Origin of the sequence: Rhodococcus daqingensis (assembly GCF_042665615.1) — a bacterium.
In the GTDB taxonomy this organism is placed as follows: domain Bacteria; phylum Actinomycetota; class Actinomycetes; order Mycobacteriales; family Mycobacteriaceae; genus Rhodococcus_G; species Rhodococcus_G daqingensis.
Genome location: NZ_JBHTCS010000009.1, coordinates 354,055 through 375,148, shown reverse-complemented (window position 1 = coordinate 375,148; position 21,094 = coordinate 354,055). Strand labels below are relative to the sequence as shown.

The following is a 21,094-nucleotide window of genomic DNA, read 5'->3' as shown; positions in this document are numbered from 1 at the left end:
TCCCGCAATGAAGGCCGGTCTACTGATCGGGATTGGTGAGTCGGGACCCTTCGGATGGCGCTCGACTTGGATCGATCACACGGCAGTCGCGGGTGGCGGGCGTGAAGATTGGTCCGGTCGCGGTGAGTAGGCGGGTGAGCTCGGCTTGGCGACGCGTGTTGGTCTTCTCGAATACATGCTGCAGGTGCACCCGGACAGTCGAGAGTGTTATCGCCAAGCTATCTGCGACGGTCTGCAGTCCCTCGCCTCTGAGCACGTTTTGAGCAATGACCGATTCTCGCGGTGTGAGGCCATAAAGCAGCCGCCAAATCTCGGCAGGAGGCTTCTGGCTGGTCTCATCGGGATCGACAATAGTGAGGAGCGCGAGCCGCGGACCTCGAGACGAGGATTCGTCGCGTCGAATCGGTAGGCCGTGTAGAACGTAGTGCCTTTGACCCGACCGCCGGGCGATCAACATACTGCCGGCTGCGCCAACGGGTGTGTCGTGGCCACACACCCGTCCGATCAGCCCGCACAGAGTCATCCGGTTGCCTGCAGTGCCAGCGGACAGCTCGCCGTTACTGGTGATGGACAACCCGTCGCTGCGCTGCAGGATCGCGTGCGCTGCGGTGTTCATGTGCTGGACTCGGCCGTGTGCGTCGACCAGCAGTGCGCCGTGGTCGAGATGCTCAAGGATGTCGGTCGTCAGTCGGAGATTTGCCCTCTGATCGGACAAGGTGCGCTCGATTCTGGCCGCTGCCGCAAGGTGTGGGATGAGTTGGTGCATCAACTTGAGTCGCCACGGTGTTCCGAATCGTCGATTCTGTTCCAACGGGTCGATGCATATGAACCAGCACGGACCGTCGTTGCGGGCCGAGAACCGAGCGAACAGGCCGTCCCCCAACCCGCTCGGACGCGCCCAGTCGATGAAGAACTCGCTGTTGGACAAGTCGGCTGGTGGGACACTGTCGAACACACAACCCACGGTGCCTGGGGAGCTTTGCTCGATGATCCGGGCAATCGGATCGAGGTCGCGGTAGTGGTTGTTGTAGCTGTCGACTGTTTTCGTCCCCAGCCCGACCCCGAGCGTGATGTGCCGATCGGCCGATGACGTCAGCACCAGCGAGCCGGCTATGCCGTCGAACGCGTCGACTACGTCGTAGAGGGTCGCCTGCCACGTCGATGGGTTCACAGCAGAGTCGTATATCGACGAAACCAGGCTCGAAAATGTTTCTAGGTCTACGAACCGCGCCACGAAATAATGTTCCGCCGGGGACTGCCCTGGTGTCACGGGTAGAGGTCTACTCGCTTCCGGAGTGGCGCTACGCGACATCGTCACCACGCACCCGCGGACTCCGACAGTACTGCCGAGCGTTTCGGTGCGGATGGCCGCCAACGACTGGGGACTGGTCACGGTGGACGAGGCTGCTGAGCGCTATGTTCCCCGCGGTGTCGTCGCGGTACGGCGCAAGTGTCCACCCTCGACAGCAAGATCGACTACAGCTAAGCCGTTCATACGATGTCAGTTCGGCTGCGTTGGGACAGAATTCCTGTAATCGAGCAGCAACCATCCGAATGTGGCCGCGCGGGAGGATGCCGTCGCGGGACGACGGCGCAATCGCGGCTCGATACGGAGGACCGGGAGTCGGCACGGTGTCATCAATCAATCTTGAGGCGGAACCGACGATGTCGTCCTCATCCGCCGACTTCGATCCCCGATACGGCCGTATTGGGCCTCACATCGGCTGCGTCGGCATCGATTATCCCGCAGCAGTAGAGGTGAGGACTCTCGCCTGTTACTGCCAGAAAGGATCACCATGAACGGCACGAAACATGTTGGACGTGTGGGCACTTTCGTCTTCACTGTGGGGTTGGGTGCCGCATTGGCAGTCGCCACCGCAGAGGAAGCGTCCGCAAAGCCCAATTCTGATACGTCCAGTTCTACATCTGCATCGTCGACGGATTCAACGTCGTCATCGTCGAGGGATTCGAAGTCTTCTACTGGCTCGAAGTCTTCGGATCATTCCCCCAACCTGAGCGTATCGACCAACGGAGAGCTGCGCGTACAGAAGGGCAACGCTACATCCACGTCGGAGGGAACCGGTTCGGTAGCGATCGCTCATGGTGACGGCAGTGCAGCCACAGCAACTGGCGGTGATCACAACAAGGCGCAAGTCAACGGCGACAACAGCACTGCAGTAGCGGGGTCGACACCTGATGCTGGCACGGGAGGCAGCCGTAACACCGCGCGGGTCAACGGGGACGACAGCACCGCCCGCGCCGGGGACGGCGATGGGAACACCGCCACCGCCATCGGGGATAGCAGCTTCGCCGATGCGACCGTCGGCAACGGAAATACGTCGACCGTCATCGGCGATGGCAGTCAGGCGCTAACGGGTGGCACCGCAACCACGGGTGCAGGCGACAACAACACCGCCACCGTCACCGGCGACAACAGCATCGCGGTGGCAGGGTTCGGTGACAGCAACACCGCCACCGTGACTGGCGGCGACAGCATCGCCCTCGCGGAAGGTGATGGAAACACCGCCACCGTCACCGGGGATAGCAGCTTCGCGGATGCTAGCTTCGGTGACAACAACACTGCCACTGTCACCGGCGACAACAGCGAAGCCATCACTGCCGGCAGCGACAACACCACCGCCACCGTCACCGGCAACAACAGCGAAGCCCTAGCGAACGGCTCCGACAACAGCACAGCCACCGTCACCGGCAACAACAGCAGCGCCTTCGTCGACTTCGGTGACAGCAACACCGCCACGGTCACCGGCAACAGCAGCATCGCCGCGGCTGAAGGCGACGACAACAGCGCCACCGTCACCGGCAACAACAGCGAAGCCTTCGCGGGTGACGGCGACGACAACAGCGCGACGGTGACCGGCAACAACAGCCTCGCGGATGCTGGCTTCGGTGACAGCAACACTGCCGCCGTCACCGGCAACAACAGCGTCGCCTTCGCGGGTGACGGCGACGACAACAGCGCGACGGTGACCGGCGACAGCAGTGAAGCCTTCGCCACCGCCCCCACCGGATGCTCTGCCTCAGCAAACGGTGATGCGCAGTCCACGTCTTGTCCGTCGTAAAGCCGACTACGCACGTGTAGAAACCGGAGGCGGGTGGCGACCATGGCGAACCGCCACACTTTGTGAGAGCAATCTGCACTATCTTGCACAGTCTTGCAAGACTCAGATTCGGTCATTACCGAGACACCGACCAGCGAGACACCAGACCCGCTGGCGTCCCCGCCGCCCGGCCCGGTCGGCGGGGACGGTTCCCCCGGTCGAACAACTGCTGCACCCAAATCGCGCCCGGCCGTTACCGAATCGTGACGTGTCCCAGAAACCCGTCTCACCCTCCCATGTGGCTCCTCGTCGAAGTCGGACGTTTCTGGGACAGTCTTGCCCTGTGAGCGCAACATTGGGTTACTGCGGGTCAGTACAGCCGATCAGTATCTCGACCTCCAGAGGGACGCTCTCGCGGCCGAGGTTTTTCCGGGTCTGGGAGGAGGTCGCGAGCGGGGCAAAGAAGGACCGCCCCGAGTTGCAGGATGCACTCGACAACCTTCGACCAGGGGACACGCTCGTCGTGTCGCGGTTAGACCGATTAGGTCGAAACCTGCCCCACCTGATCGAAACTGTCGGGCTCAATCGAGAGCAAGGGTGCAGCGTTCCGCAGCGTGACCGAGCGGATTGACACCTCCACTCCTACAGGAAGACTCGTGTTCGGGCCAGCATTCGCGGGGAGAGTATGACGAAGGGCGGGCACTCGGGGGTCTGCAACGCCCAGCCGCACCCGGCTCCCCAGAGCGGGTCGAGCACCAGGGCCGTGCGGATGTAAACACAACGATTCGGCCACGGATCCGGACGGTATCCGCAGGTCGGCCGACAATCACACGCATGACTCTTGGCGGTGAACGGAACCTGCGGGACCTCGAGCCCGGCATCGTCACCGATTTCAGCGCCAGAATGAGCTACGGATCCTATCTGGACCTCGACACCCTGCTCAGCGCGCAGAACCCGGTCAGCGAGCCGCAGCACCACGACGAGATGCTGTTCATCATCGCGCACCAGACCACCGAACTCTGGCTCAAACTCGTCCTGCACGAGATCCGTGCGGCCCGTCGGGCGTTCGCGGCGGACGACATCGGTGTCGCGCTCAAGTGCATCGCCCGGGTCAAACACATCCAGAAGTCGATGACCGAGCAGTGGTCGATCCTCGCGACGCTGACGCCGACCGAGTACGCCGAGTTCCGTGGTTTCCTGGGCAACGCGTCGGGGTTCCAGTCCTTCCAGTACCGCGCCGTCGAGTTCATCCTTGGCAACAAGAACCCGGACCTGCTCAGGGTGTTCGAGGCGGACCCGCCGTCGCATGCAGTCCTCGACGCCCTCCTGCACGAGCCGACCCTCTACGACGAGTTCTGGCGCTGCCTCGCGCGCGCGGGCTATGAGGTGCCCGGCTCCGCCCTCGACAGGGAGGTCACCGCCGCGTATGTGCTGAACCCCGACCTGATGCCGATGGTCAGGCACGTCTACGAGCATCCGGAGGACTGCTGGCGGGCGTACGAGTCCTTCGAGGAACTCGTCGACCTCGAGGAGAGCTTCCAGCTCTGGCGCTTTCGGCATCTACGGACGGTGCTCCGGGTGATCGGGATGAAGTCCGGCACCGGTGGCTCCTCCGGGGGCGCGGGCTATCTCCAGCGCGCGCTCGACTTGACCTTCTTCCCGGAGCTGTTCGCCGTCCGCACCGAACTGGGACGGTGAGGACCGATGAACGTCGACGTCGAGAACCTCTGGTGCGGAGCCTGGTTGGGGCCGTGCAGGCTGACGGCGCGCGGAGGCCGGCTGGTATCGCTGCGGCGGCGAACCCCGACGGACGGGCATGCCGATCTCGAGATCCCCGGGGTCGTGTTCGCAGGCCTGCGGGACGCCCATGTGCACCTCGGGCTCGTCGATGCGCGCGCTCTCTTCGCGGGTGGCCTGGCGGTGGTGCACGACCTCGGCTCGTCACCGACGGTCCTCGCGCCGTTTGTGGACGCGGCGGTCCGGGACGGGTTGCCCGAGGTGAGTTTCGCGGGTCAGTTCCTCACGGTCCCGGGCGGCTACCCCACCGACCGGTGGTGGGCGGCCGCCGACTCGGTGTGCATCGTCGAGGGGCCGCAGGAGGCGGCGGCCGCCGTCGACGTCCAGATCCTCGCAGGCGCGACCTTCGTCAAGGTCATGCTGAACTCCGTGGCGGGCCCGGTGTTCGACGATGCGACCCTCGAGGTGCTGGTCGGCGCCGCACACGCGCGAGACCGACTCGTCGTGGTCCACGCCGAGGGGCCGGGGCAGGCCTTGCGCGCCTTCGAGTCCGGGGCGGACCTGCTCGCGCACACCCCGTGGACCGAGCCTCTGCCCGAGGAGTTGCTCGCGGCGATGGCGCGGTCGATGCGATGGGTCAGCACCCTCGACATCCACGGCCGCGGAGGAGAGTTCGACGTCGCCGCCGACAACCTTCGCCGGTTCTGCGCCGCAGGCGGAGTCGTGGTGTACGGCACCGACCAGGGCAACGGCCCCCAACCGGTGGGGGTGAATCCCCGCGAACTGACGGCGCTGCTCGGGGCCGGACTCGATCGTGAGTCGGTGCTGGAATCGATCGCCGTGCCGTGGCCGGCGGGCTCGGCGACGCGGCTCGCGTGGACGCCGGGCCCGCCGCCTGCCGAGGACGAGGACTGGGCCTCGTGGCTGGCCGAGACCCGAAACCTCGACACCGCGCAGATCAAGGAGCGGTTCGGGTGAGCGCGATCAGACCTGTCCCGCAACGATTCTCGGCGCGCGCGGCCGAACTCGACGACGCCGATCCGCTGCGCTCCTATCGGGAGTTGTTCGTCGACGCCCCGTCCGTCGTCTCCTATCTCGACGGGAACTCACTCGGGCGGCCGACCAGGGCGGGCGCCGAGCGGGTGGCCCGATTCGTCACCGAGGACTGGGGCGGCAGATTGATCCGCGGCTGGGACGAGGAGTGGTTCGACCTGCCCCTGACGATCGGTGACGATCTCGCCCGGGTGGTCCTCGGCGCCGGCCCGGGCCAGACCGCGGTGGGCGACTCCACCACCGTGCTGCTCTACAAGCTGGCACGCGGCGGCATCGCGACACGCCCGGGCAGGAACGAGATCGTCCTGGACACCGACAATTTCCCCACCGACCGCTATGTGCTCGAGGCGATCGCGTCGGAGCTGGGGATGACGCTGCGCTGGATCGAGTCCGATCCGCGGAGCGGGGTGCACGCGAACGAGGTCGCCGCGACGGTCGGCGAGCGGACCGCGTTGGTGGTGCTCAGTCACGTCGCGTATCGCTCTGGTTACCTGGCCGACGCCGCCACCATCACCCGGGTCGTCCACGGTGCGGGGGCGCTCATGCTGTGGGATCTGTGCCACTCGGTCGGTTCGGTCCCGATCGAACTGGACGACTGGGGAGTCGACCTCGCCGTCGGCTGCACCTACAAGTATCTGAACGGCGGTCCCGGCTCACCCGCCTTCGCCTATGTGCGTGCGGGACTGCTGGAGGAGTTCGTGCAGCCGATCTGGGGATGGATGGGCCGCGAGGACGTCTTCGAGATGGCCCCCGGGTACCGGCCCGCGCGCGGCATCCGTCGGATCCTCAGCGGCACGCCCGCGGTGCTGGGCATGATCGCGATGCGCGAGATGCTCGAACTCATCGAACGGGCAGGCATAGGCGCGATCAGGGAGAAGTCGGTGCGGCTCACCGAGTTCGCGCTCGACCTCGTCGCCGAGTCGCTGGTACCGCTGGGGGTGAGGGTCGCGACGCCCGCCGACGCGGACCTGCGTGGCGGCCATGTGACCATCGATCATCCGCACTTTCGTGCGGCGACCCCGGCACTGTGGGAGCGCGGGGTGATCCCCGACTTCCGCGCGCCCGAGGGTCTCCGGCTGGGGCTGAGCCCGCTGAGCACCAGCTTCGCCGAGGTGGTGGTCGGCGTCGAGGCGATCCGCGCGGAGTTGGCGGCCGGGTGCTGATACTCAGCCCCGACCGTCGGCGGCGAGCGCCTTCAACTCGGCGAGCGCGTGCGATGCGTCATCGATCGGCACCAGCAGGTGGTCATGGTGGTAGCCGGCGATGACGTTGCAGCTGATGCCGATTCCGGCGAGCCGGGAGCTCACCGCCGCGGTCAAGCCGACCGCGTCCAACGCGGAGTGCACCCGCAGCGTGAGCCACGCCGCCTCGAACTCGTACCCCCAGCCGCGGGCGTCGGCTTCTTCTTTCGTCAGCACCAGGGTGACGCCCTCGTCCTCGGTGATCGTGGCCGCCGCCCGGACCCCGGGGGCCGCCGCCTCCGGGACCGTGACGAACACGAAGGTGCCCGGTCGGAGGACGGGGTTCATCGACGAGATCAGGATCTCGAGGTCGCGTTCACCGCTCATCAGGACCTCAGAACTCGTGCCTGGCCGCGGCGAGGTCGACCCTGCCGTCGCGGATGGGTACGCCCTCGAGTGCCAGCTTCGAGATCTGCCGGTGCGCGAGATGGGCAGCCGGTCTGCCGCTCGCGCCGAGCACGCGGTGCCACGGCAGGTCGGCCGAGTCGGTGCGCATGATCCAGCCGACGGTCCGGGCGCTCGACAGTCCCGCGGCCGACGCGATGTCGCCGTAGGTCGCCACCTTCCCGGGCGGGATCGCCGCGACCAGCTCGCGGACCCGCTCGATCTGTGCCTCCGTGGTGGCGGCCACCTACAGCAGCTTCCCGATCAGCTCCGCGACGTCCCCGGGCCTGGCCTGCCCGACCATGTGATCGACGTCCATCTCGACCACGGTGAGTCGATCACCGAGGTGTGCCGCAAGCGCGGATCGGAACGCGGGTGTCACGTAGGGCGGCTGCACCCGCATCGCCTGCACCAGAATCGTCGGCAGGTCCGCGGGCGGCAGCACGAACGGCCGGGCCAGCTCGCCCCAGGACGCCACGATCGCCGGTATCGACATCCGCCAGCCGACCCGGCCGCCCTCGCGGTCGATCAGGTGCTCGGCGAGTTCGGCGTCGAGCAGTTCGTCCGCCACGTCCGCCCACGCCCCGTGCACCTTTTCCGAGCGCGCCTCGGCGGCGTCGGTGTAGTCCGGGAACCGGACGGTCAGGTCGGCGACCTCCGCCATCAGCGCCGGTTCGAGCCCGATCGCGGGGTCGAGGAGCACCAGGGCGCGCACCCGCTCGGGCACCCGGCGGGCCAGGTGCACGGCGATGGCGCCGCCGTACGAGTGGCCGACCAGCACGACCGGCTCGGTGGTCTCGGACGCGAGGACCTCGACCAGGCTGTCCACGTGGTCGGCAATGCCCCAGGGCGGCGACCACGTCGAGCGGCCGTGCCCCCGCAGGTCCGGCGCGATCACCCTGGCCTCGGGCAGATGCGCCTCCGCGAGGTGCTGCCAGCGCTGACCGTGGCCGGTGAGGCCGTGCAGTGCTAGGACCGGCCGGCCGGCCGGCGGCCCGAAGCGGTGGATGTGGATCTCGCCCATGCCGGACATCTTGCCGGATCCGCCGACCGTGGTGGACGCGCGGCGGTGGTTGTCGGCCCGCCGTGATGGAATGCCACCCATGTCGGGCGATCGGGAACAGGCGCGGCGGGCCACCGCCACATTGGTCCGCCGATCGGCGGAGGCCGGCCCTCGCCGGGTGTGGGCTCCCGAGGCACTGCGGTTGATCGCCGAGCCGCGAGGAGGCCGTGGGCGACGGCCCTGGCAGGTGCTCGGCGGACCGGGCACGGGCAAGACCTCGCTGTTGGTCGACCTCGCGGTCTCGCGGATAGCCGACGGTGGCTGCGACCCGGAATCCATTCTCGTGCTGACCCATTCACGCCGCGCCGCCACCATGGTCCGTGAGGCGATCACCGCGGGTCTGCTCGGCTCCGCCGGTCCCGACTCGCTGCGGGCCACCCGTGAGCCGCTGGTCAGGACCGTGCACTCGTACGCGTTCGCGGTGCTCCGCCTGCAGGCCGCCGCGCATTCCAACCCGCCGCCGCGGCTGATCACCGGGGCCGAGCAGGACGCGGTGCTGCGCGAGATGCTGCGTGGTGACGTCGCGGACGGGGCGCAGCACTGGCCCGAGCGGCTGCGCCCCGCGCTGTCGATGACCGGCTTCGCCGTCGAGCTACGCGACCTGATGCTGCGGGCGGGCGAGCGCGGACTGGGCCCCGAGGACCTCGCTGCGCTCGGTCGGAAGCACTCGCGGCCGGAGTGGGTGGCGGCCGGACGCTTCGCCGCCCACTACGAGCACGTGATGCTGTTGCGCGGTGCCGTCGGGGTGGAGGCCCCCGAGGCCACGGCGCCCGCCCTCGACGCGGCCGAACTCGTCGGCGCGGCGTTGACCGCGTTCGCCACCGACCCGGAGCTGCTGCAGCAGGAGCGTTCACGCATCCGGTACCTGCTCGTCGACGACGCCCAGCACCTGGACCCGCAGGCGGCCGAGCTGGTCCGGCTGATCGGCTCGGGCACCGATCTGTCCGTCGTGGCGGGCGATCCGGACCAGGCCGTCTTCGGATTCCGGGGGGCCGACTCGCGATTCCTGATGGACCTCGCCGACGCCGGCTCGGAGAACCAGCTGATCCTCGACACCGATCATCGCTGCGCGGAACGGATCTCGACGGTCACCGCCGCGATCGCCGGCCGCCTGCCGGGCCGGCCGCCGCACCGGGGTGCGGCGTCCTCGACCGAGGAACCGGGCCGGGCCCAGGTGCAGGTGCTCGGCACCCAGGGCAAGGAGGCCGCGCTGATCGCGGACACCCTGCGCCGCGCGCACCTGCACGACGGTGTGCCCTGGTCACGGATGGCGATCGTGGTCCGATCGGTTCCGCGGGTGCTCGCCCCGCTCCGCCGAGCCCTGCTGGCCGCGGGTGTCCCGGTGACCACCTCGGCCTCGGAACTCCCGCTCGCCCGACAACATTCGGTCGGCGGCCTGCTGCTGGTGCTGCGCGCGGTCGCGGGCGTCGAGTTCACCGGCGAGGACGCGCTGGCGCTGGTGTCCGGACCGGTCGGCGGATCGGATCCGGTGACCCTGCGGCGGCTGCGACGGGGCCTGCGCCGGGTCGAGATCGCCGCCGGTGGCCAGCGAGACTCCGCGGACCTGTTGCGCTCGTTGATCGTCGACGGCGAGGACGAGCACCGCGGGCTGATCGCCAAGCTCACCGACGGCGAGTCGGCGGCCCTGCGGCGCGTCCTCTCGATCCTCGGGCAGGCCAGGGCGGCCCATCGGAAGGGACGCGGCGTCGAGGGCGTGCTCTGGGCGAGCTGGCAGGCGACCGGCCTGGAGAAGCGGTGGGCGGCGGCCTCCCTGCGCGGCGGCCCGATCGGCGCGCAGGCGGACCGGGACCTCGACGCGGTGGTCGCGCTCTTCGACGCCGCCGCGAGCTATGTCGACAGATTGCCGCGGGCCACCCTCGCGGGGTTCGTGGAATACCTGTCCGAACAGCAGATCTCGAGCGACTCGAGATCCGCGGTGGCGATCGCGGGGGAGGCGGTGACGGTGCTCAGTGCCCACTCCGCGGCGGGCCGGGAATGGGACGTGGTGGCCGTCGCCGGGGTCCAGGAGGGGCTGTGGCCGGGCCTGCGCGCCCGCGGCACCCTCTTGGGGACCGAGGTGCTGGTCGACCTCGCCGCGGGCGTCAGCGACGCCTCGCCGTCGAGCGAATCGCAGCTGTCGCGCACCGCCCCGCTGCTCGCCGAGGAGCGGCGACTGTTCCTGCTCGCCTGCAGCCGGGCACGCCGTTCCCTGCTGATCACGGCGGTCGAGTCCGCGACCGGGGACTCGGACCTGGTGCCGTCGCGGTTCGTGGACGAGCTCATCGGCCGGATCGAGGGCGACGACGGGCCCGGTGAGGTGGTGGTGGAACAACCGGTGCCCGCGGGGCGGGTGCTGTCGCTGCCGTCGCTGGTCGCGGAACTCCGTCGGGCCGTGTGCGATCCGGACCTCGCCGAGAACGATCCGCAGCGTCAGGCCAGGGCGGCCCGGCAACTCGCCCGGCTGGCCAGGGACGGGGTGCGCGGCGCGCATCCGGAGAACTGGTGGGGCGTGGGCGGGATGAGCACCGACGCCCCGCTGTGGGAACCGGAGGACGGTCCGGTCCCGCTGTCGCCGTCGACGATCGAGCAGCTGAGCACCTGCCCGCTGAGGTGGGCGCTCGAACGGAACGGCGGCACCGACGGCGAGAACACGCACGCGGTGACCGGAACCCTGGTGCACACCCTGGTCCAGGCCGTGGCGGGCAAGCTGCCACCCGACCAGGTGCGCCGGGCGCTCGCCACCGCATGGGACGCGGTCGATCTCGGTTCGCAGTGGTACTCGAGACGGGAGATGGACCGCACCGGGCAGATGCTCGACAGCTTCTCCGAATGGCTGCGGCTCTCCCGCGGCGAACTCACGGAAGTCGGCGTCGAGGTCGCCGTCGACGGGGTGCTCGAGGCGCGGGAGGAGGGCGGACCCGAGATCCGGCTGCGCGGCCGGATCGACCGCCTCGAGCGCGACACCGAGGGGCGGCCGGTGATCGTGGACGTGAAGACCGCGCGTAGCCCGGTGAGCAAGGAGGCCGCACAGCAGCATGCGCAGCTGGCGACCTACCAGGTGGCGGCGCTGGCGGGCGCGATCGAGGGCGAGCCGCCCTCGGAGCCGGGTGGGGCGCGCCTGGTGTTCGTGGCGAAGCCGAACAAGAAGGAGGGCGCCGCCCAGCGCCTGCAGGCCCCGCTCGGCGAGGACGGCGAACAGGAGTGGCTCACCGTGGTGCACGACGCGGCCGCGGCCACCAAGGGCCCCGGCTTCCGGGCGCAGCCGAACGACGGGTGCAGGCACTGCCCGGCGCGGTCGAGCTGCCCGGCACAGGAAACCGGACGGCAGGTGACCGAGGGATGAGCCGCGACGTCGAGACGTGGAGGAGCGGGGCCCGGGTGAGCCCGGCCGACCTGGCCGTCGCGCTCGGCCAGCATCCGCCGACCGCCGAGCAGGCCGCGGTGATCGCGGCGCCGCTCGGGCCGACCCTGGTGGTCGCGGGTGCGGGCGCGGGCAAGACCGAGACGATGGCGGCCCGGGTGGTCTGGCTGGTGGCCAACGGCCTGGTCGACCCGGAGCAGGTCCTCGGGCTCACCTTCACCCGTAAGGCGGCCCAGCAGCTGACCACACGGATTCGGCAACGCCTTGCGCGCCTTGCCGGTTCGGCTCTGCTGCGCAAGCTCGATCCGAGCGGGGACCTGCGTGGCCGGATCCTCGGCGGCGAGCCGGAGGTGAGCACCTACCATTCCTACGCCGGTCGACTGCTGACCGAGCACGGTCTGCTGCTGCCCATCGAACCGTCCGCCGAGCTGCTGTCGGAGACCGAGCTGTGGCAGCTCGCGCACCGGGTGGTCAGCTCCTGGGACGGCGACCTGGAGACGGACCGTACCCCCACCTCGCTCACCGAGGCGGTGCTCGCGCTGTCCGGGCAGCTGGCCGAGCACCTGGTGGAGCCGGAGGACCTGCGCGAGGCGCACACCGAGCTGGACAAGCTGATCCACACCCTGCCCGCCGGTCCCAAACAGCGCGGCGGGCCGAAGAAGGAACTCCTCGACATCCTCGAGACGCAGCACGAGCGGGTCGCCCTGTTGCCGCTGGTGCAGCGGGTCTCCGAGGTGCTCCGGCGTGAGGGTGCGCTCGACTTCGGCAGCCAGATGTCCCTCGCCGCCCGGGTCGCCGCGGAGCATCCCGAGGTGGGCCGATCCGAGCGGCAACGATTCCGGGTCGTGCTGCTCGACGAGTACCAGGACACCGGACACGCCCAACGGGTGCTGCTGTCCTCGCTCTTCGGTGGCGGCGAGGACGGCGACCTCGCCCTGACCGCCGTCGGCGACCCGATGCAGTCGATCTACGGCTGGCGCGGCGCGTCGGCCGCCAATCTGCCCCGGTTCGCCACCGACTTCCCGTTGCCCGGAGGCGATCCCGCGCCGCGGCTCGAGCTGCTGACGAGCTGGCGGAACCCGCCCGAGGCGCTGACCCTCGCCAACGCGGCCTCGGAGTCCTTGCGTGAGCGCGGGGTTCCCGTGCAACAGCTGCGACCGCGACCCGGTGCGGTCGCGGGCGACATTCGCCTCGCGCTCACCGAGGACGTCGAGCGCGAGCGGGACTGGCTCGCGGCCCGGATCGCCGAGGAGTACGCCGCCGCGGGCGCCCGGGGCGAGGCGCCGCCCACCGCGGCGGTCCTGATCCGCCGCAACGCCGACGCCGCGCCGATCGCGGCCGCCCTGCGCCGCCACGGCCTCCCGGTGGAGGTGGTCGGGCTCGGCGGGCTGCTGCACACGCCCGAGGTGGCGGACGTCATCGCCATGCTGCGGATGGTCGCCGACCCGCTGGCGGGCAGCGCGGCGATGCGGATCCTGACCGGGGCCCGGTGGCAGATCGGGGCCGCGGACCTGGCCGCGCTGTGGCGCCGGGCGCGCGAGCTGGCGATCGGGTCGACACACGGCACCGGGGGAGCGGTCACCGACGCGGCCAGCCTCGACCAGGCGCTCGAGGCCGCGCTTCCCGGTGAGCATGCCGAGCTCGCCGGGCTGGCCGACGCGATCGCGGACCCCGGTGGACCGCAGCGTTATTCGCCTCTCGGTTACGCCCGGATCGGGGCCCTGGCGGCCGAGCTGGTCTCGCTGCGCGAACGCATCGGTCAGCCGCTCACGGAGCTGGTGGCCGAGGTGGAGCGGGTGCTGGGGATCGGGATCGAGGCGCAGGCCCGGCTGCGCTTCACCGGCGACGGCGGAGCGGGGCGCGAGCATCTTGACGCCTTCGCGGACGCGGTGGCCGGGTACTCCCGCAACTCCACCGCGACGCTGACCGGGCTGCTGGCCTTCCTGTCGGCCGCGGAAACGATCGAGAAGGGCCTGGCCCCCGGCGAGGTCGAGGTCGCGCCCGATCGGGTGCAGGTCCTGACGGTGCACTCGGCGAAGGGGCTCGAGTGGCAGGTCGTGGCGGTGCCCCACCTGGTGGAGGGCGTCTTCCCGTCGAAGACCGCCTCCGGCAGCTGGCTGGGCGCCGTCGGTGAGCTGCCCCCGGCGCTGCGCGGTGACCGGGCGCACGACGGTGACGGGGCGGACGGTGTCCCGGTGCTCGATCTCGAGGACCTGTTCAACCGCAAGGACCTCGAGGATGCCCTCGGTGAGCACAAGGCCGCGCTGGGCAGGCGCAGGCTCGACGAGGACAGGCGTCTGTTCTATGTGGCGCTGACCCGCACCGAGCGGGCGCTGTACCTGTCCGGCCACCACTGGTCGGAGTCGGGCGGCACGCCGAGGGGTCCGTCGGAGTTCCTGCTGGAGATGCGCGAACTCGTCGACGCGGCGGACGAGCTCGGGACGGTGGAGCTGTGGGCGCAGGCGCCGGAGGAGGACGCGGAGAACCCGCTCACCGCCGAGCCGGTGACCGCGCAGTGGCCGAGCGATCCGCTGGGGAACAGGCGTGATCCGGTGCAGCGCGGCGCCGAGTTGGTCCTGGCCGAGCTCATCGCGCTGGGGCCCGAGGACGAAGACGAGGACGCCGACGACGAGGCAGACCCGGAGGGCTGGGCGGCCGACGTGGACGTGCTGCTGGCCGAGCGCAGGCAGCGAGCGCTCGCCCGCGCCGAGGTCGCGCTGCCCGCACAGTTGTCGGTGAGCCAGTTGGTGGAACTGGCCGCCGCGCCCGACGAGCTCGCGGCCCGGCTGCGTCGCCCGCTGCCGTATCCGCCGAATCCGCTGGCGCGCAGGGGAACCGCGTTTCACGCCTGGATCGAGCGCAGGTTCGGCGCCACCCGGCTGCTGGATCTGGACGAGCTGCCGGGCGCCGCGGACACGGGGGCCGTCGGCGACACCGACCTGGAAGGGCTGCAGGAGGCCTTCCTACGCTCGACATGGGCGAACCGCAGCCCGGTCGAGGTGGAGGTCCCGTTCGAGACGTCGATCGCGGGCACGGTGATCAGGGGCCGCATCGACGCGGTCTTCGCCGACCCGGACGGCGGTTGGACCGTGATCGACTGGAAGACCGGCGCCGAGCCGTCGGCGGCCAACGAGCGGGCGGTGGTGATGCAGCTCGCGGCCTATCGTCTGGCGTGGTCGGAGCTGATGTCGGCGCGGTCCGCCGCCAGGGGCGGGCCGCCGGTGCCGTTGGACAAGGTCCGCGCGGCGTTCCACTATGTGCGCACCGGCCGGACCATCGCGCCGACCGAGCTGCCCGACGGCGACGCGCTCGCCCGGCTGATCGACTCGGCGGGGGCGAGCGCCCAGTCTGACTGAGAGGCACGCATGAAGATCTGTGCCGAACGGGTCAGGCGCCGGCGTCGCCCTTGCGGACCTTCAGGGCCGCGAGGATCAGCGGAATCTGCAGCGGCAGGCGACCGACCGCAATCGCCTTGAGCGGCAGCGGCGTCGAGCCGCGGCCGAGCCAGTCCGCGGCCATCTGCACGTTAGCGGGGAAGACCGCGACGAACAGTGCCGCGGCCAGCCCGCCGCCGAGCCGCCTCGTCCGGGGCAGCGCGATGGCCGCTCCGATCGCGAGTTCGGCCGCGCCGGAGAGGTGCGTGTAGGTCCGGGCGCGGCCCGGCAATGCGCGCGGGACGATGTTGTCGAACGGCGTGGGGCTGACGAAATGCAGCGTGCCCGTGCCCAACAGGAGAGCGGCGAGTCCGGTGGCCGGGGAGATCTTCATGTCGCCAGCCTGCCCGACCGGAACCAGGCGCGCCAGACGCGCCGCGCGCGGTTGTCCGGCCCCGGTGCCGGATCGGGGGTTAGGCTGCCAGCCGATGTCAGCGAACTGGAGAACACGTCATGGCCGGTAAGTTGCGCGCGAGGCTGCGCAATCACGAGGTACTGACCGATCGGCCGGACTACGCGTTGGTCGGGGTGCTGCGTATCCCGGAGGTGATCCGGAGCCCGTACCAGTTGATCTTCCGTCGCGTGATGATGGCCGTCGCGGTCCTGATGCTCGCGGTCCTGGTGATCTATCTCGACCGGGACGGCTACCGGGACGCGCAGGAGAACGAACTGTCCTTCCTGGACTGCCTCTACTACGCCACCGTCTCGCTCTCCACGACCGGATACGGCGACATCACACCGATCACCCCGAGCGCACGGCTCATCAACGTCATCGTGATCACGCCATTGCGGGTGTTGTTCCTCATCATCCTCATCAGCACGACCATGGCCGCGCTCACCGAACGATCGCGTCAGGCATTCAAGATTCAGCGTTGGAGGCACACCATGCGCAATCACACCGTCGTCGTCGGATACGGCACGAAGGGCCGGACCGCGGTCGACGCGATGCTCGGCGACGGCATCGCCCCGTCCGAGATCGTGGTCGTCGACACCGACCAGACCGTGTTGGAGTCCGCCGCGAGCCTCGGCCTGGTGACCGTCCACGGTTCCGCGACCAAGTCCGACGTTCAGCGATTGGCGGGCGTGCAGAACGCGGCCTCGATCATCGTGGCCACGAACCGGGACGACACCGCGGTGCTGGTGACGCTCACCGCCCGCGAGGTCGGGCCGAACGCCAAGATCGTCGCGGCCATCCGCGAGACCGACAACGCGCATCTGCTGCGTCAGTCCGGCGCCGACTCGGTGGTCGTCTCCTCCGAGACCGCCGGACGTCTGCTCGGCATCGCCAGGACCACCCCGACCGTGGTGGAGATGGTGGAGGACCTGCTCACCCCCGAGGCGGGATTCGCGATCGCCGAGCGCGAGGTCGAACGCGACGAGATCGGTGGCTCGCCGCGGCACCTGTCCGACATCGTGCTCGGGGTGGTGCGGGACGGCCGCCTGGTCCGGGTCGGCAGTCCCGAGGTCGATGCGGTGGAGGAGAACGACCGCCTGCTCTACATCCGCCGCGTGAGCAATTAGTGCCTCGTGCCCGAGGCGCCGGGCGCGACACCTAGGGTTGGGGTCGTGGCGAACTTCGAAATGACCGACGTCCCGTTGCTGTCGCGGTCGGCGCTGGATCGAGCCGAGGAACTGCGCACGGACAGTGCGGCTTTGCGCGCCGGGTGGGCCGAGGCCCTGCTGTTGCGCGTCAACCACCGCGGTCAGGTCCGCCTCGACGGCGGCGAGCTGATCCTCGACCCCGCAACCGAACTTGGACCCGAGCCGGTCTCCGGCGCGGTCTTTCTCGGACGCCGCGACGGCAGGCACCTGTGGGCGGTCCGGGTGGCGGCCCTGTCCGGCGAGCTCGGGGACCTGAGGTTCGTCGGGCACCTCTTCGACGATTCGAGTGCCGGGCTGCTGACGACGGCCATCGCAATCCTGAACTGGCACGACAGCGCCGGGTTCAGCGCCGTCGACGGGGCCGCCACCACGCCGACCATCTCCGGCTGGTCACGGCACAGCACCAGCACCGGCCACGAGGAGTTCCCGCGCACCGATCCCGCGGTGATCTGCCTGGTCCACGACGGGGCAGATCGGGTGCTGCTGGCGCGCAACGGGAACTGGCCCGAGCGCCGGTTCTCCGTGCTCGCCGGGTTCGTCGAGGCCGGCGAGTCGCTGGAGTCGTGCGTGGTCAGGGAGATCGGCGAAGAGGTCGGCCTCGCGGTCAGCGATGTCCGGTACCTGGGCAGTCAGCCTTGGCCGTTTCCCCGGTCGGTGATGATCGGGTTCTCCGCGGTCGGTGACCCGGACGCACCGCTCGCCTTCACCGACGGGGAGATCGCCGAGGCGCACTGGTTCGGCCGTGACGAGGTCAGGGCGGCCCTCGAAGCGGGGGACTGGACCTCGGACACGGACGCCCGGCTGTTGGTGCCGGGGTCCGTGTCCATCGCCCGTGGGATGCTCGAGGCCTGGGCCAAGGCCTAGCCAGCGGCCCGCACGTCAGAGACCCAGCGCCTGCTTGACCTGGACCAGCGTCGGATTGGTGGCCGTGCTGCCGTCGGCGAACTTCACGGTCGGGACGACGTGGTTGCCGCCGTTGACGCTGCCGACGAACTCTGCGGACGCGGGATCGTCCTCGATGTCGATCTCGACGTAGCTGATGCCGGACTCGTCGAGCTGCTTCTTGAGGCGGCGGCAGTACCCGCACCAGGTGGTCGAGTAAATGGTCAGGTCGGTGGCGGTCTCTGTAGCAGTCACGGCGGATATAACATCACGACCGGCGGCTCTGTTCCACGCCGGTTGTGATCCCGGCGACTCGATGCGGCGCTGTCGGTGCGCCCTGCCATGATGGACGCCATGTCAGCGGACGATACGGGCCTGGACCCCCAGCAGTCGGCCGCGGTGCTCGCGCCAAGAGGACCGGTATGCGTGCTGGCCGGCGCGGGTACGGGCAAGACCAGGACCATCACCCGTCGGATCGCGCACCTCGTCTCCGGCGGGCACGTCTCCGCCGGACAGGTGCTCGCGGTCACGTTCACCGCGCGGGCCGCGGGAGAGATGCGGGCCCGGCTGCGGACCCTCGGGATCGGAGACGGTGCCAACCAGGTGCAGGCCCGCACCTTCCACGCCGCGGCGCTGCGTCAGCTCAGGTACTTCTGGCCGCAGGTCGTCGGCGACACCCAATGGGACCTGCTCGACCGCAAGTTCGCGATCGTGGCGCAGGCCGCCAACCGGGTGGGGCTGTCCACCAGCACCGAATCCGTCCGCGACCTCGCGGGCGAGATCGAGTGGTCGAAGGCGTCCCTGATCGCGCCCGAGGACTATCCGGCTGCGGCCGCGCGGTCGAGGAGGGAACCGCCCGCGGACGCGGGCAAGGTCTCCGACGTCTACGCCGCCTACGAGGCGCTCAAGGTCCGCGACGGCGCGATGCTGCTCGACTTCGACGATCTGCTCCTGCACACCGCCGCCGCGCTGGAGGAGCACTCCACGGTCGCCGAGGAGTTCCGCGACCGGTACCGCTGCTTCGTGGTGGACGAGTACCAGGACGTGACGCCGTTGCAGCAGCGGGTGCTCGACGCCTGGCTGGGCGAGCGCGACGACCTCACCGTCGTCGGCGACGCGAACCAGACCATCTACTCGTTCACCGGCGCGACGCCGCGGTACCTGCTCGACTTCTCCCGACGGTTCCCCGATGCCGCGGTCGTGCGTCTCGAGCGTGACTACCGGTCGACGCCGGAGGTCGTGTCCCTGGCGAACCAGGTCATCGGAGCCGCACGCGGCCGGATCGCGGGCACCCGGCTCAAGCTGATCGGGCAGCGCCCGCCGGGGCCTGCGCCCGAGTTCGTCGAGTTCGACGACGAGCCCGCCGAGGCGGCCGGGGTCGCGAGGGCGATCCAGAAGCTCATCGCGGGCGGCACCCCCGCCGCCGAGATCGCCGTGCTCTACCGGATCAATGCGCAGTCCGAGGCGCACGAGCAGGCGCTGACCGAGCTGGACATCCCGTTCCAGGTGCGTGGGGGTGAGGGCTTCTTCACCAGGCCGGAGGTGCGCCAGGCGGTGTCCGCGCTGCGCCAGGCCGCCGGCCGCGACGACCTGCCGCAGGAGGCGGGGCGCGGCAAGGAACTTCTCACCTTGGTCCGCGCGATCCTGGTCCCACTGGGACTGACGGACGCCGAACCGGTCGGCGCCCAGGCCCGCGAGCGCTGGGCCTCGCTCGGTGCGCTCGTCTCGCTCACCGAGGACCTGCTCGTGCACGAGCCGGAGCTCGACCTCGACGGACTGCTCCGGGACCTGGCCGCTCGTGCCGAGGCGCGGCACCCACCGACGGTGCAGGGCGTCACGCTCGCCTCGCTGCACGCGGCGAAGGGGCTCGAGTGGGACGCGGTGTTCCTGGTCGGGCTCGCGGACGGCACCCTGCCGATCGCCCACGCCCTCGGGGACAGCAAGTCGCCCGACGACGAGGCGGCCGTCGAGGAGGAACGCCGGCTGCTCTACGTCGGGGTCACGCGTGCGCGCGAGCACCTGCAGCTGTCCTGGGCGCTGGCCCGCAACGAGGGCGGCCGCAAGTCCAGGCGCCGCTCGCGGTTCCTGCACGGTCTCATCCCCGAGGACTCGCCCGCGTCCCGGATCGCGGCGCCCGCCGCGACACAGAAGAAGCGACCGCGCTGCCGGGTGTGCGGCAAGCCGTTGCTCGGCACCGCCGCGACGATGCTCGGGCGCTGCGAGGCCTGCCCGTCGAACCTCGACGCCGCGCTGTTCGACTCGCTCAAGGCGTGGCGGTCCGCGAAGTCGAAGGAGCTGAAGGTGCCCGCCTACGTGGTGTTCAGCGATGCGACGCTCACCGCGATCGCCGAGCAGCAGCCGCAGGACGACCGCGGACTGGTGGCGATCCCCGGGATCGGCGCGGCGAAGCTCGAGCGGTACGGGGCGGACGTCCTCGCGGTGGTACGGGGCGAGTCGCCGGTCGGCGAACCGGAACTGGCACCGTGACCGTCGGACGCGGGAAACCGCAGGTCAAAAATGGGTTGTGCGGTTTGTAGGAGACCGCATACCCTGGTTCCCGACGCAGTGAGCTCCGGCTTGCCGTCGCGACAAGCCCGCAGGTGCCTCGGTACCGGCGGGACGGCACGAACGAAAAGGGAGGTGAACGGCAGATGATCGATTGGAACCGCAGCGCGAACGCGTACGCGGCGACCACTCGTGTCGCAGGCGCCGCTCACCTGCCCGCAGCTACGTGGGCGGTGGCGCCGAAGCGCGTCGTCCGCCATCGCGCACACGCAGCAGCGCTCTCGTCCGTGCCCTGGAGTAGAAGCCGAATCACCATTCGGTAGGAACTCCTTCCTCTTGGCCACGGACGCACCAGCGGACCGTGGCCCTTGTTTTTGAGCTCGTTGCTCCAAAGCCCGGCTTTCGGTTCGCACCACGACCTGAATCCATCGCAGAGCTTTAAGGAGAACGACGTGTCTACCCCGACATGCCGAGACGATTACCGGACCGTGACCGCCATCAGCGAGCCGACCGTGATCGCACCCGCGCGACGCGAACTTCCGTGCCGAGCCGACAACCCCGATCTCTGGTTCGGTGAGACCCCCGCCGAGCTCGAGCAGGCGAAGACACTGTGCGCCCAGTGCCCGATCCGTGCCCGGTGCCTCAGCGCCGCACTCGATCGCGCCGAACCATGGGGCGTGTGGGGTGGCGAGATCCTCGATCAGGGTGTCGTCATCGCGCGTAAGCGTCCCCGCGGGCGCCCGAGGAAGGTGGCCGTCTGCGCGTGACCGGAC

The 21,094-nt window shown here is 69.9% G+C and carries 17 protein-coding genes; 11 read left to right on the top strand and 6 right to left on the bottom strand.

Annotated features, from left to right (window positions below; all coding sequences use genetic code 11):
- Window positions 1-19: 19 nt before the first annotated feature.
- Window positions 20-1,171, bottom strand: coding sequence for a helix-turn-helix transcriptional regulator (locus tag ACFQS9_RS06270; RefSeq protein ID WP_378402595.1), 1,152 nt, complete (start codon window positions 1,169-1,171; stop codon window positions 20-22).
- Window positions 1,172-1,796: 625 nt separating this feature from the next.
- Between ACFQS9_RS06270 and ACFQS9_RS06265 the strand changes: the two genes are divergently transcribed.
- The 5 genes from ACFQS9_RS06265 (at window position 1,797) to ACFQS9_RS06245 (ending at window position 7,012) form a co-directional block, all read left to right on the top strand.
- On the top strand, window positions 1,797-3,080 hold the full coding sequence (locus ACFQS9_RS06265; RefSeq protein WP_378402593.1) for a beta strand repeat-containing protein: 1,284 nt from the start codon (window positions 1,797-1,799) through the stop codon (window positions 3,078-3,080).
- A complete protein-coding gene (locus ACFQS9_RS26460) occupies window positions 3,052-3,690 on the top strand; it encodes a recombinase family protein (RefSeq protein WP_465269916.1) in 639 nt (212 codons plus the stop codon). The genes ACFQS9_RS06265 and ACFQS9_RS26460 overlap by 29 nt, the downstream gene beginning before the upstream one ends.
- A gap of 203 nt (window positions 3,691-3,893) precedes the next feature.
- Window positions 3,894-4,757, top strand: a complete 864-nt coding sequence (locus tag ACFQS9_RS06255; RefSeq protein ID WP_378402591.1) for a tryptophan 2,3-dioxygenase — start codon at window positions 3,894-3,896, stop codon at window positions 4,755-4,757.
- Window positions 4,758-4,763: 6 nt separating this feature from the next.
- A complete protein-coding gene (locus tag ACFQS9_RS06250; protein ID WP_378402589.1) occupies window positions 4,764-5,774 on the top strand; it encodes an amidohydrolase family protein in 1,011 nt (336 codons plus the stop codon).
- 5 nt (window positions 5,775-5,779) lie between these two features.
- A complete protein-coding gene (locus ACFQS9_RS06245) occupies window positions 5,780-7,012 on the top strand; it encodes a kynureninase (RefSeq protein ID WP_378403183.1) in 1,233 nt (410 codons plus the stop codon).
- A gap of 3 nt (window positions 7,013-7,015) precedes the next feature.
- On the opposite strand, the gene ACFQS9_RS06240 is transcribed toward ACFQS9_RS06245, so the two are convergent.
- Genes ACFQS9_RS06240 through ACFQS9_RS06230 form a run of 3 tightly spaced genes read right to left on the bottom strand, consistent with a single transcriptional unit; the run spans window position 7,016 to window position 8,507 of the window.
- On the bottom strand, window positions 7,016-7,417 hold the full coding sequence (locus ACFQS9_RS06240; protein WP_378402587.1) for an ACT domain-containing protein: 402 nt from the start codon (window positions 7,415-7,417) through the stop codon (window positions 7,016-7,018).
- Window positions 7,418-7,424: 7 nt separating this feature from the next.
- The gene (locus ACFQS9_RS06235) at window positions 7,425-7,721 is read right to left on the bottom strand and encodes an MGMT family protein (protein ID WP_378402585.1); all 297 of its coding nucleotides are present in this window, start codon (window positions 7,719-7,721) and stop codon (window positions 7,425-7,427) included.
- A complete protein-coding gene (locus ACFQS9_RS06230; protein ID WP_378403181.1) occupies window positions 7,722-8,507 on the bottom strand; it encodes an alpha/beta fold hydrolase in 786 nt (261 codons plus the stop codon). It lies immediately after the preceding gene.
- Between the two features lie 70 nt (window positions 8,508-8,577).
- Here ACFQS9_RS06230 and ACFQS9_RS06225 point away from each other — a divergent pair, with 70 nt between their 5' ends.
- Both ACFQS9_RS06225 and ACFQS9_RS06220 read left to right on the top strand, forming a co-directional pair.
- The gene (locus tag ACFQS9_RS06225) at window positions 8,578-11,880 is read left to right on the top strand and encodes an ATP-dependent helicase (protein WP_378402583.1); all 3,303 of its coding nucleotides are present in this window, start codon (window positions 8,578-8,580) and stop codon (window positions 11,878-11,880) included.
- Complete coding sequence (locus ACFQS9_RS06220; protein WP_378402581.1) at window positions 11,877-15,254, top strand: ATP-dependent helicase; 3,378 nt, start codon at window positions 11,877-11,879, stop codon at window positions 15,252-15,254. The genes ACFQS9_RS06225 and ACFQS9_RS06220 overlap by 4 nt, the downstream gene beginning before the upstream one ends.
- Before the next feature lie 31 nt (window positions 15,255-15,285).
- Here ACFQS9_RS06220 and ACFQS9_RS06215 read toward each other — a convergent pair whose 3' ends face one another.
- Window positions 15,286-15,666, bottom strand: a complete 381-nt coding sequence (locus ACFQS9_RS06215; protein WP_378402579.1) for a DoxX family protein — start codon at window positions 15,664-15,666, stop codon at window positions 15,286-15,288.
- A gap of 119 nt (window positions 15,667-15,785) precedes the next feature.
- Here ACFQS9_RS06215 and ACFQS9_RS06210 point away from each other — a divergent pair, with 119 nt between their 5' ends.
- Entirely contained in the window at window positions 15,786-16,853 is a 1,068-nt protein-coding gene (locus ACFQS9_RS06210; protein ID WP_378402577.1) for a potassium channel family protein, read from the top strand.
- Window positions 16,854-16,913: 60 nt separating this feature from the next.
- Complete coding sequence (nudC, locus tag ACFQS9_RS06205) at window positions 16,914-17,798, top strand: NAD(+) diphosphatase (protein ID WP_378403179.1); 885 nt, start codon at window positions 16,914-16,916, stop codon at window positions 17,796-17,798.
- A 15-nt stretch (window positions 17,799-17,813) separates the two neighbouring features.
- Here nudC and ACFQS9_RS06200 read toward each other — a convergent pair whose 3' ends face one another.
- Window positions 17,814-18,071 (bottom strand): mycoredoxin, encoded by a 258-nt coding sequence (locus tag ACFQS9_RS06200; protein ID WP_378402575.1) that lies wholly within the window; start codon window positions 18,069-18,071, stop codon window positions 17,814-17,816.
- A gap of 87 nt (window positions 18,072-18,158) precedes the next feature.
- Here ACFQS9_RS06200 and ACFQS9_RS06195 point away from each other — a divergent pair, with 87 nt between their 5' ends.
- Together ACFQS9_RS06195 and ACFQS9_RS06190 are read left to right on the top strand one after the other, a co-directional pair.
- Complete coding sequence (locus ACFQS9_RS06195; RefSeq protein WP_378402573.1) at window positions 18,159-20,303, top strand: ATP-dependent DNA helicase UvrD2; 2,145 nt, start codon at window positions 18,159-18,161, stop codon at window positions 20,301-20,303.
- A 506-nt stretch (window positions 20,304-20,809) separates the two neighbouring features.
- A complete protein-coding gene (locus ACFQS9_RS06190; RefSeq protein WP_051636997.1) occupies window positions 20,810-21,088 on the top strand; it encodes a WhiB family transcriptional regulator in 279 nt (92 codons plus the stop codon).
- The last annotated feature ends 6 nt before the right edge of the window (window positions 21,089-21,094 follow it).

What these genes read in the sequence shown, in the direction of transcription:
- ACFQS9_RS06265 (WP_378402593.1), top strand. Translation starts at nt 1,797, where the DNA reads ATGAACGGCACGAAACATGTTGGACGTGTGGGCACTTTCGTCTTCACT.
- ACFQS9_RS26460 (WP_465269916.1), top strand. Translation starts at nt 3,052, where the DNA reads ATGCGCAGTCCACGTCTTGTCCGTCGTAAAGCCGACTACGCACGTGTA.
- ACFQS9_RS06255 (WP_378402591.1), top strand. Translation starts at nt 3,894, where the DNA reads ATGACTCTTGGCGGTGAACGGAACCTGCGGGACCTCGAGCCCGGCATC.
- ACFQS9_RS06250 (WP_378402589.1), top strand. Translation starts at nt 4,764, where the DNA reads ATGAACGTCGACGTCGAGAACCTCTGGTGCGGAGCCTGGTTGGGGCCG.
- ACFQS9_RS06240 (WP_378402587.1), bottom strand. Translation starts at nt 7,417, where the DNA reads ATGAGCGGTGAACGCGACCTCGAGATCCTGATCTCGTCGATGAACCCC.
- ACFQS9_RS06230 (WP_378403181.1), bottom strand. Translation starts at nt 8,507, where the DNA reads ATGTCCGGCATGGGCGAGATCCACATCCACCGCTTCGGGCCGCCGGCC.
- ACFQS9_RS06225 (WP_378402583.1), top strand. Translation starts at nt 8,578, where the DNA reads ATGTCGGGCGATCGGGAACAGGCGCGGCGGGCCACCGCCACATTGGTC.
- ACFQS9_RS06220 (WP_378402581.1), top strand. Translation starts at nt 11,877, where the DNA reads ATGAGCCGCGACGTCGAGACGTGGAGGAGCGGGGCCCGGGTGAGCCCG.
- ACFQS9_RS06215 (WP_378402579.1), bottom strand. Translation starts at nt 15,666, where the DNA reads ATGAAGATCTCCCCGGCCACCGGACTCGCCGCTCTCCTGTTGGGCACG.
- ACFQS9_RS06210 (WP_378402577.1), top strand. Translation starts at nt 15,786, where the DNA reads ATGGCCGGTAAGTTGCGCGCGAGGCTGCGCAATCACGAGGTACTGACC.
- nudC (WP_378403179.1), top strand. Translation starts at nt 16,914, where the DNA reads ATGACCGACGTCCCGTTGCTGTCGCGGTCGGCGCTGGATCGAGCCGAG.
- ACFQS9_RS06195 (WP_378402573.1), top strand. Translation starts at nt 18,159, where the DNA reads ATGATGGACGCCATGTCAGCGGACGATACGGGCCTGGACCCCCAGCAG.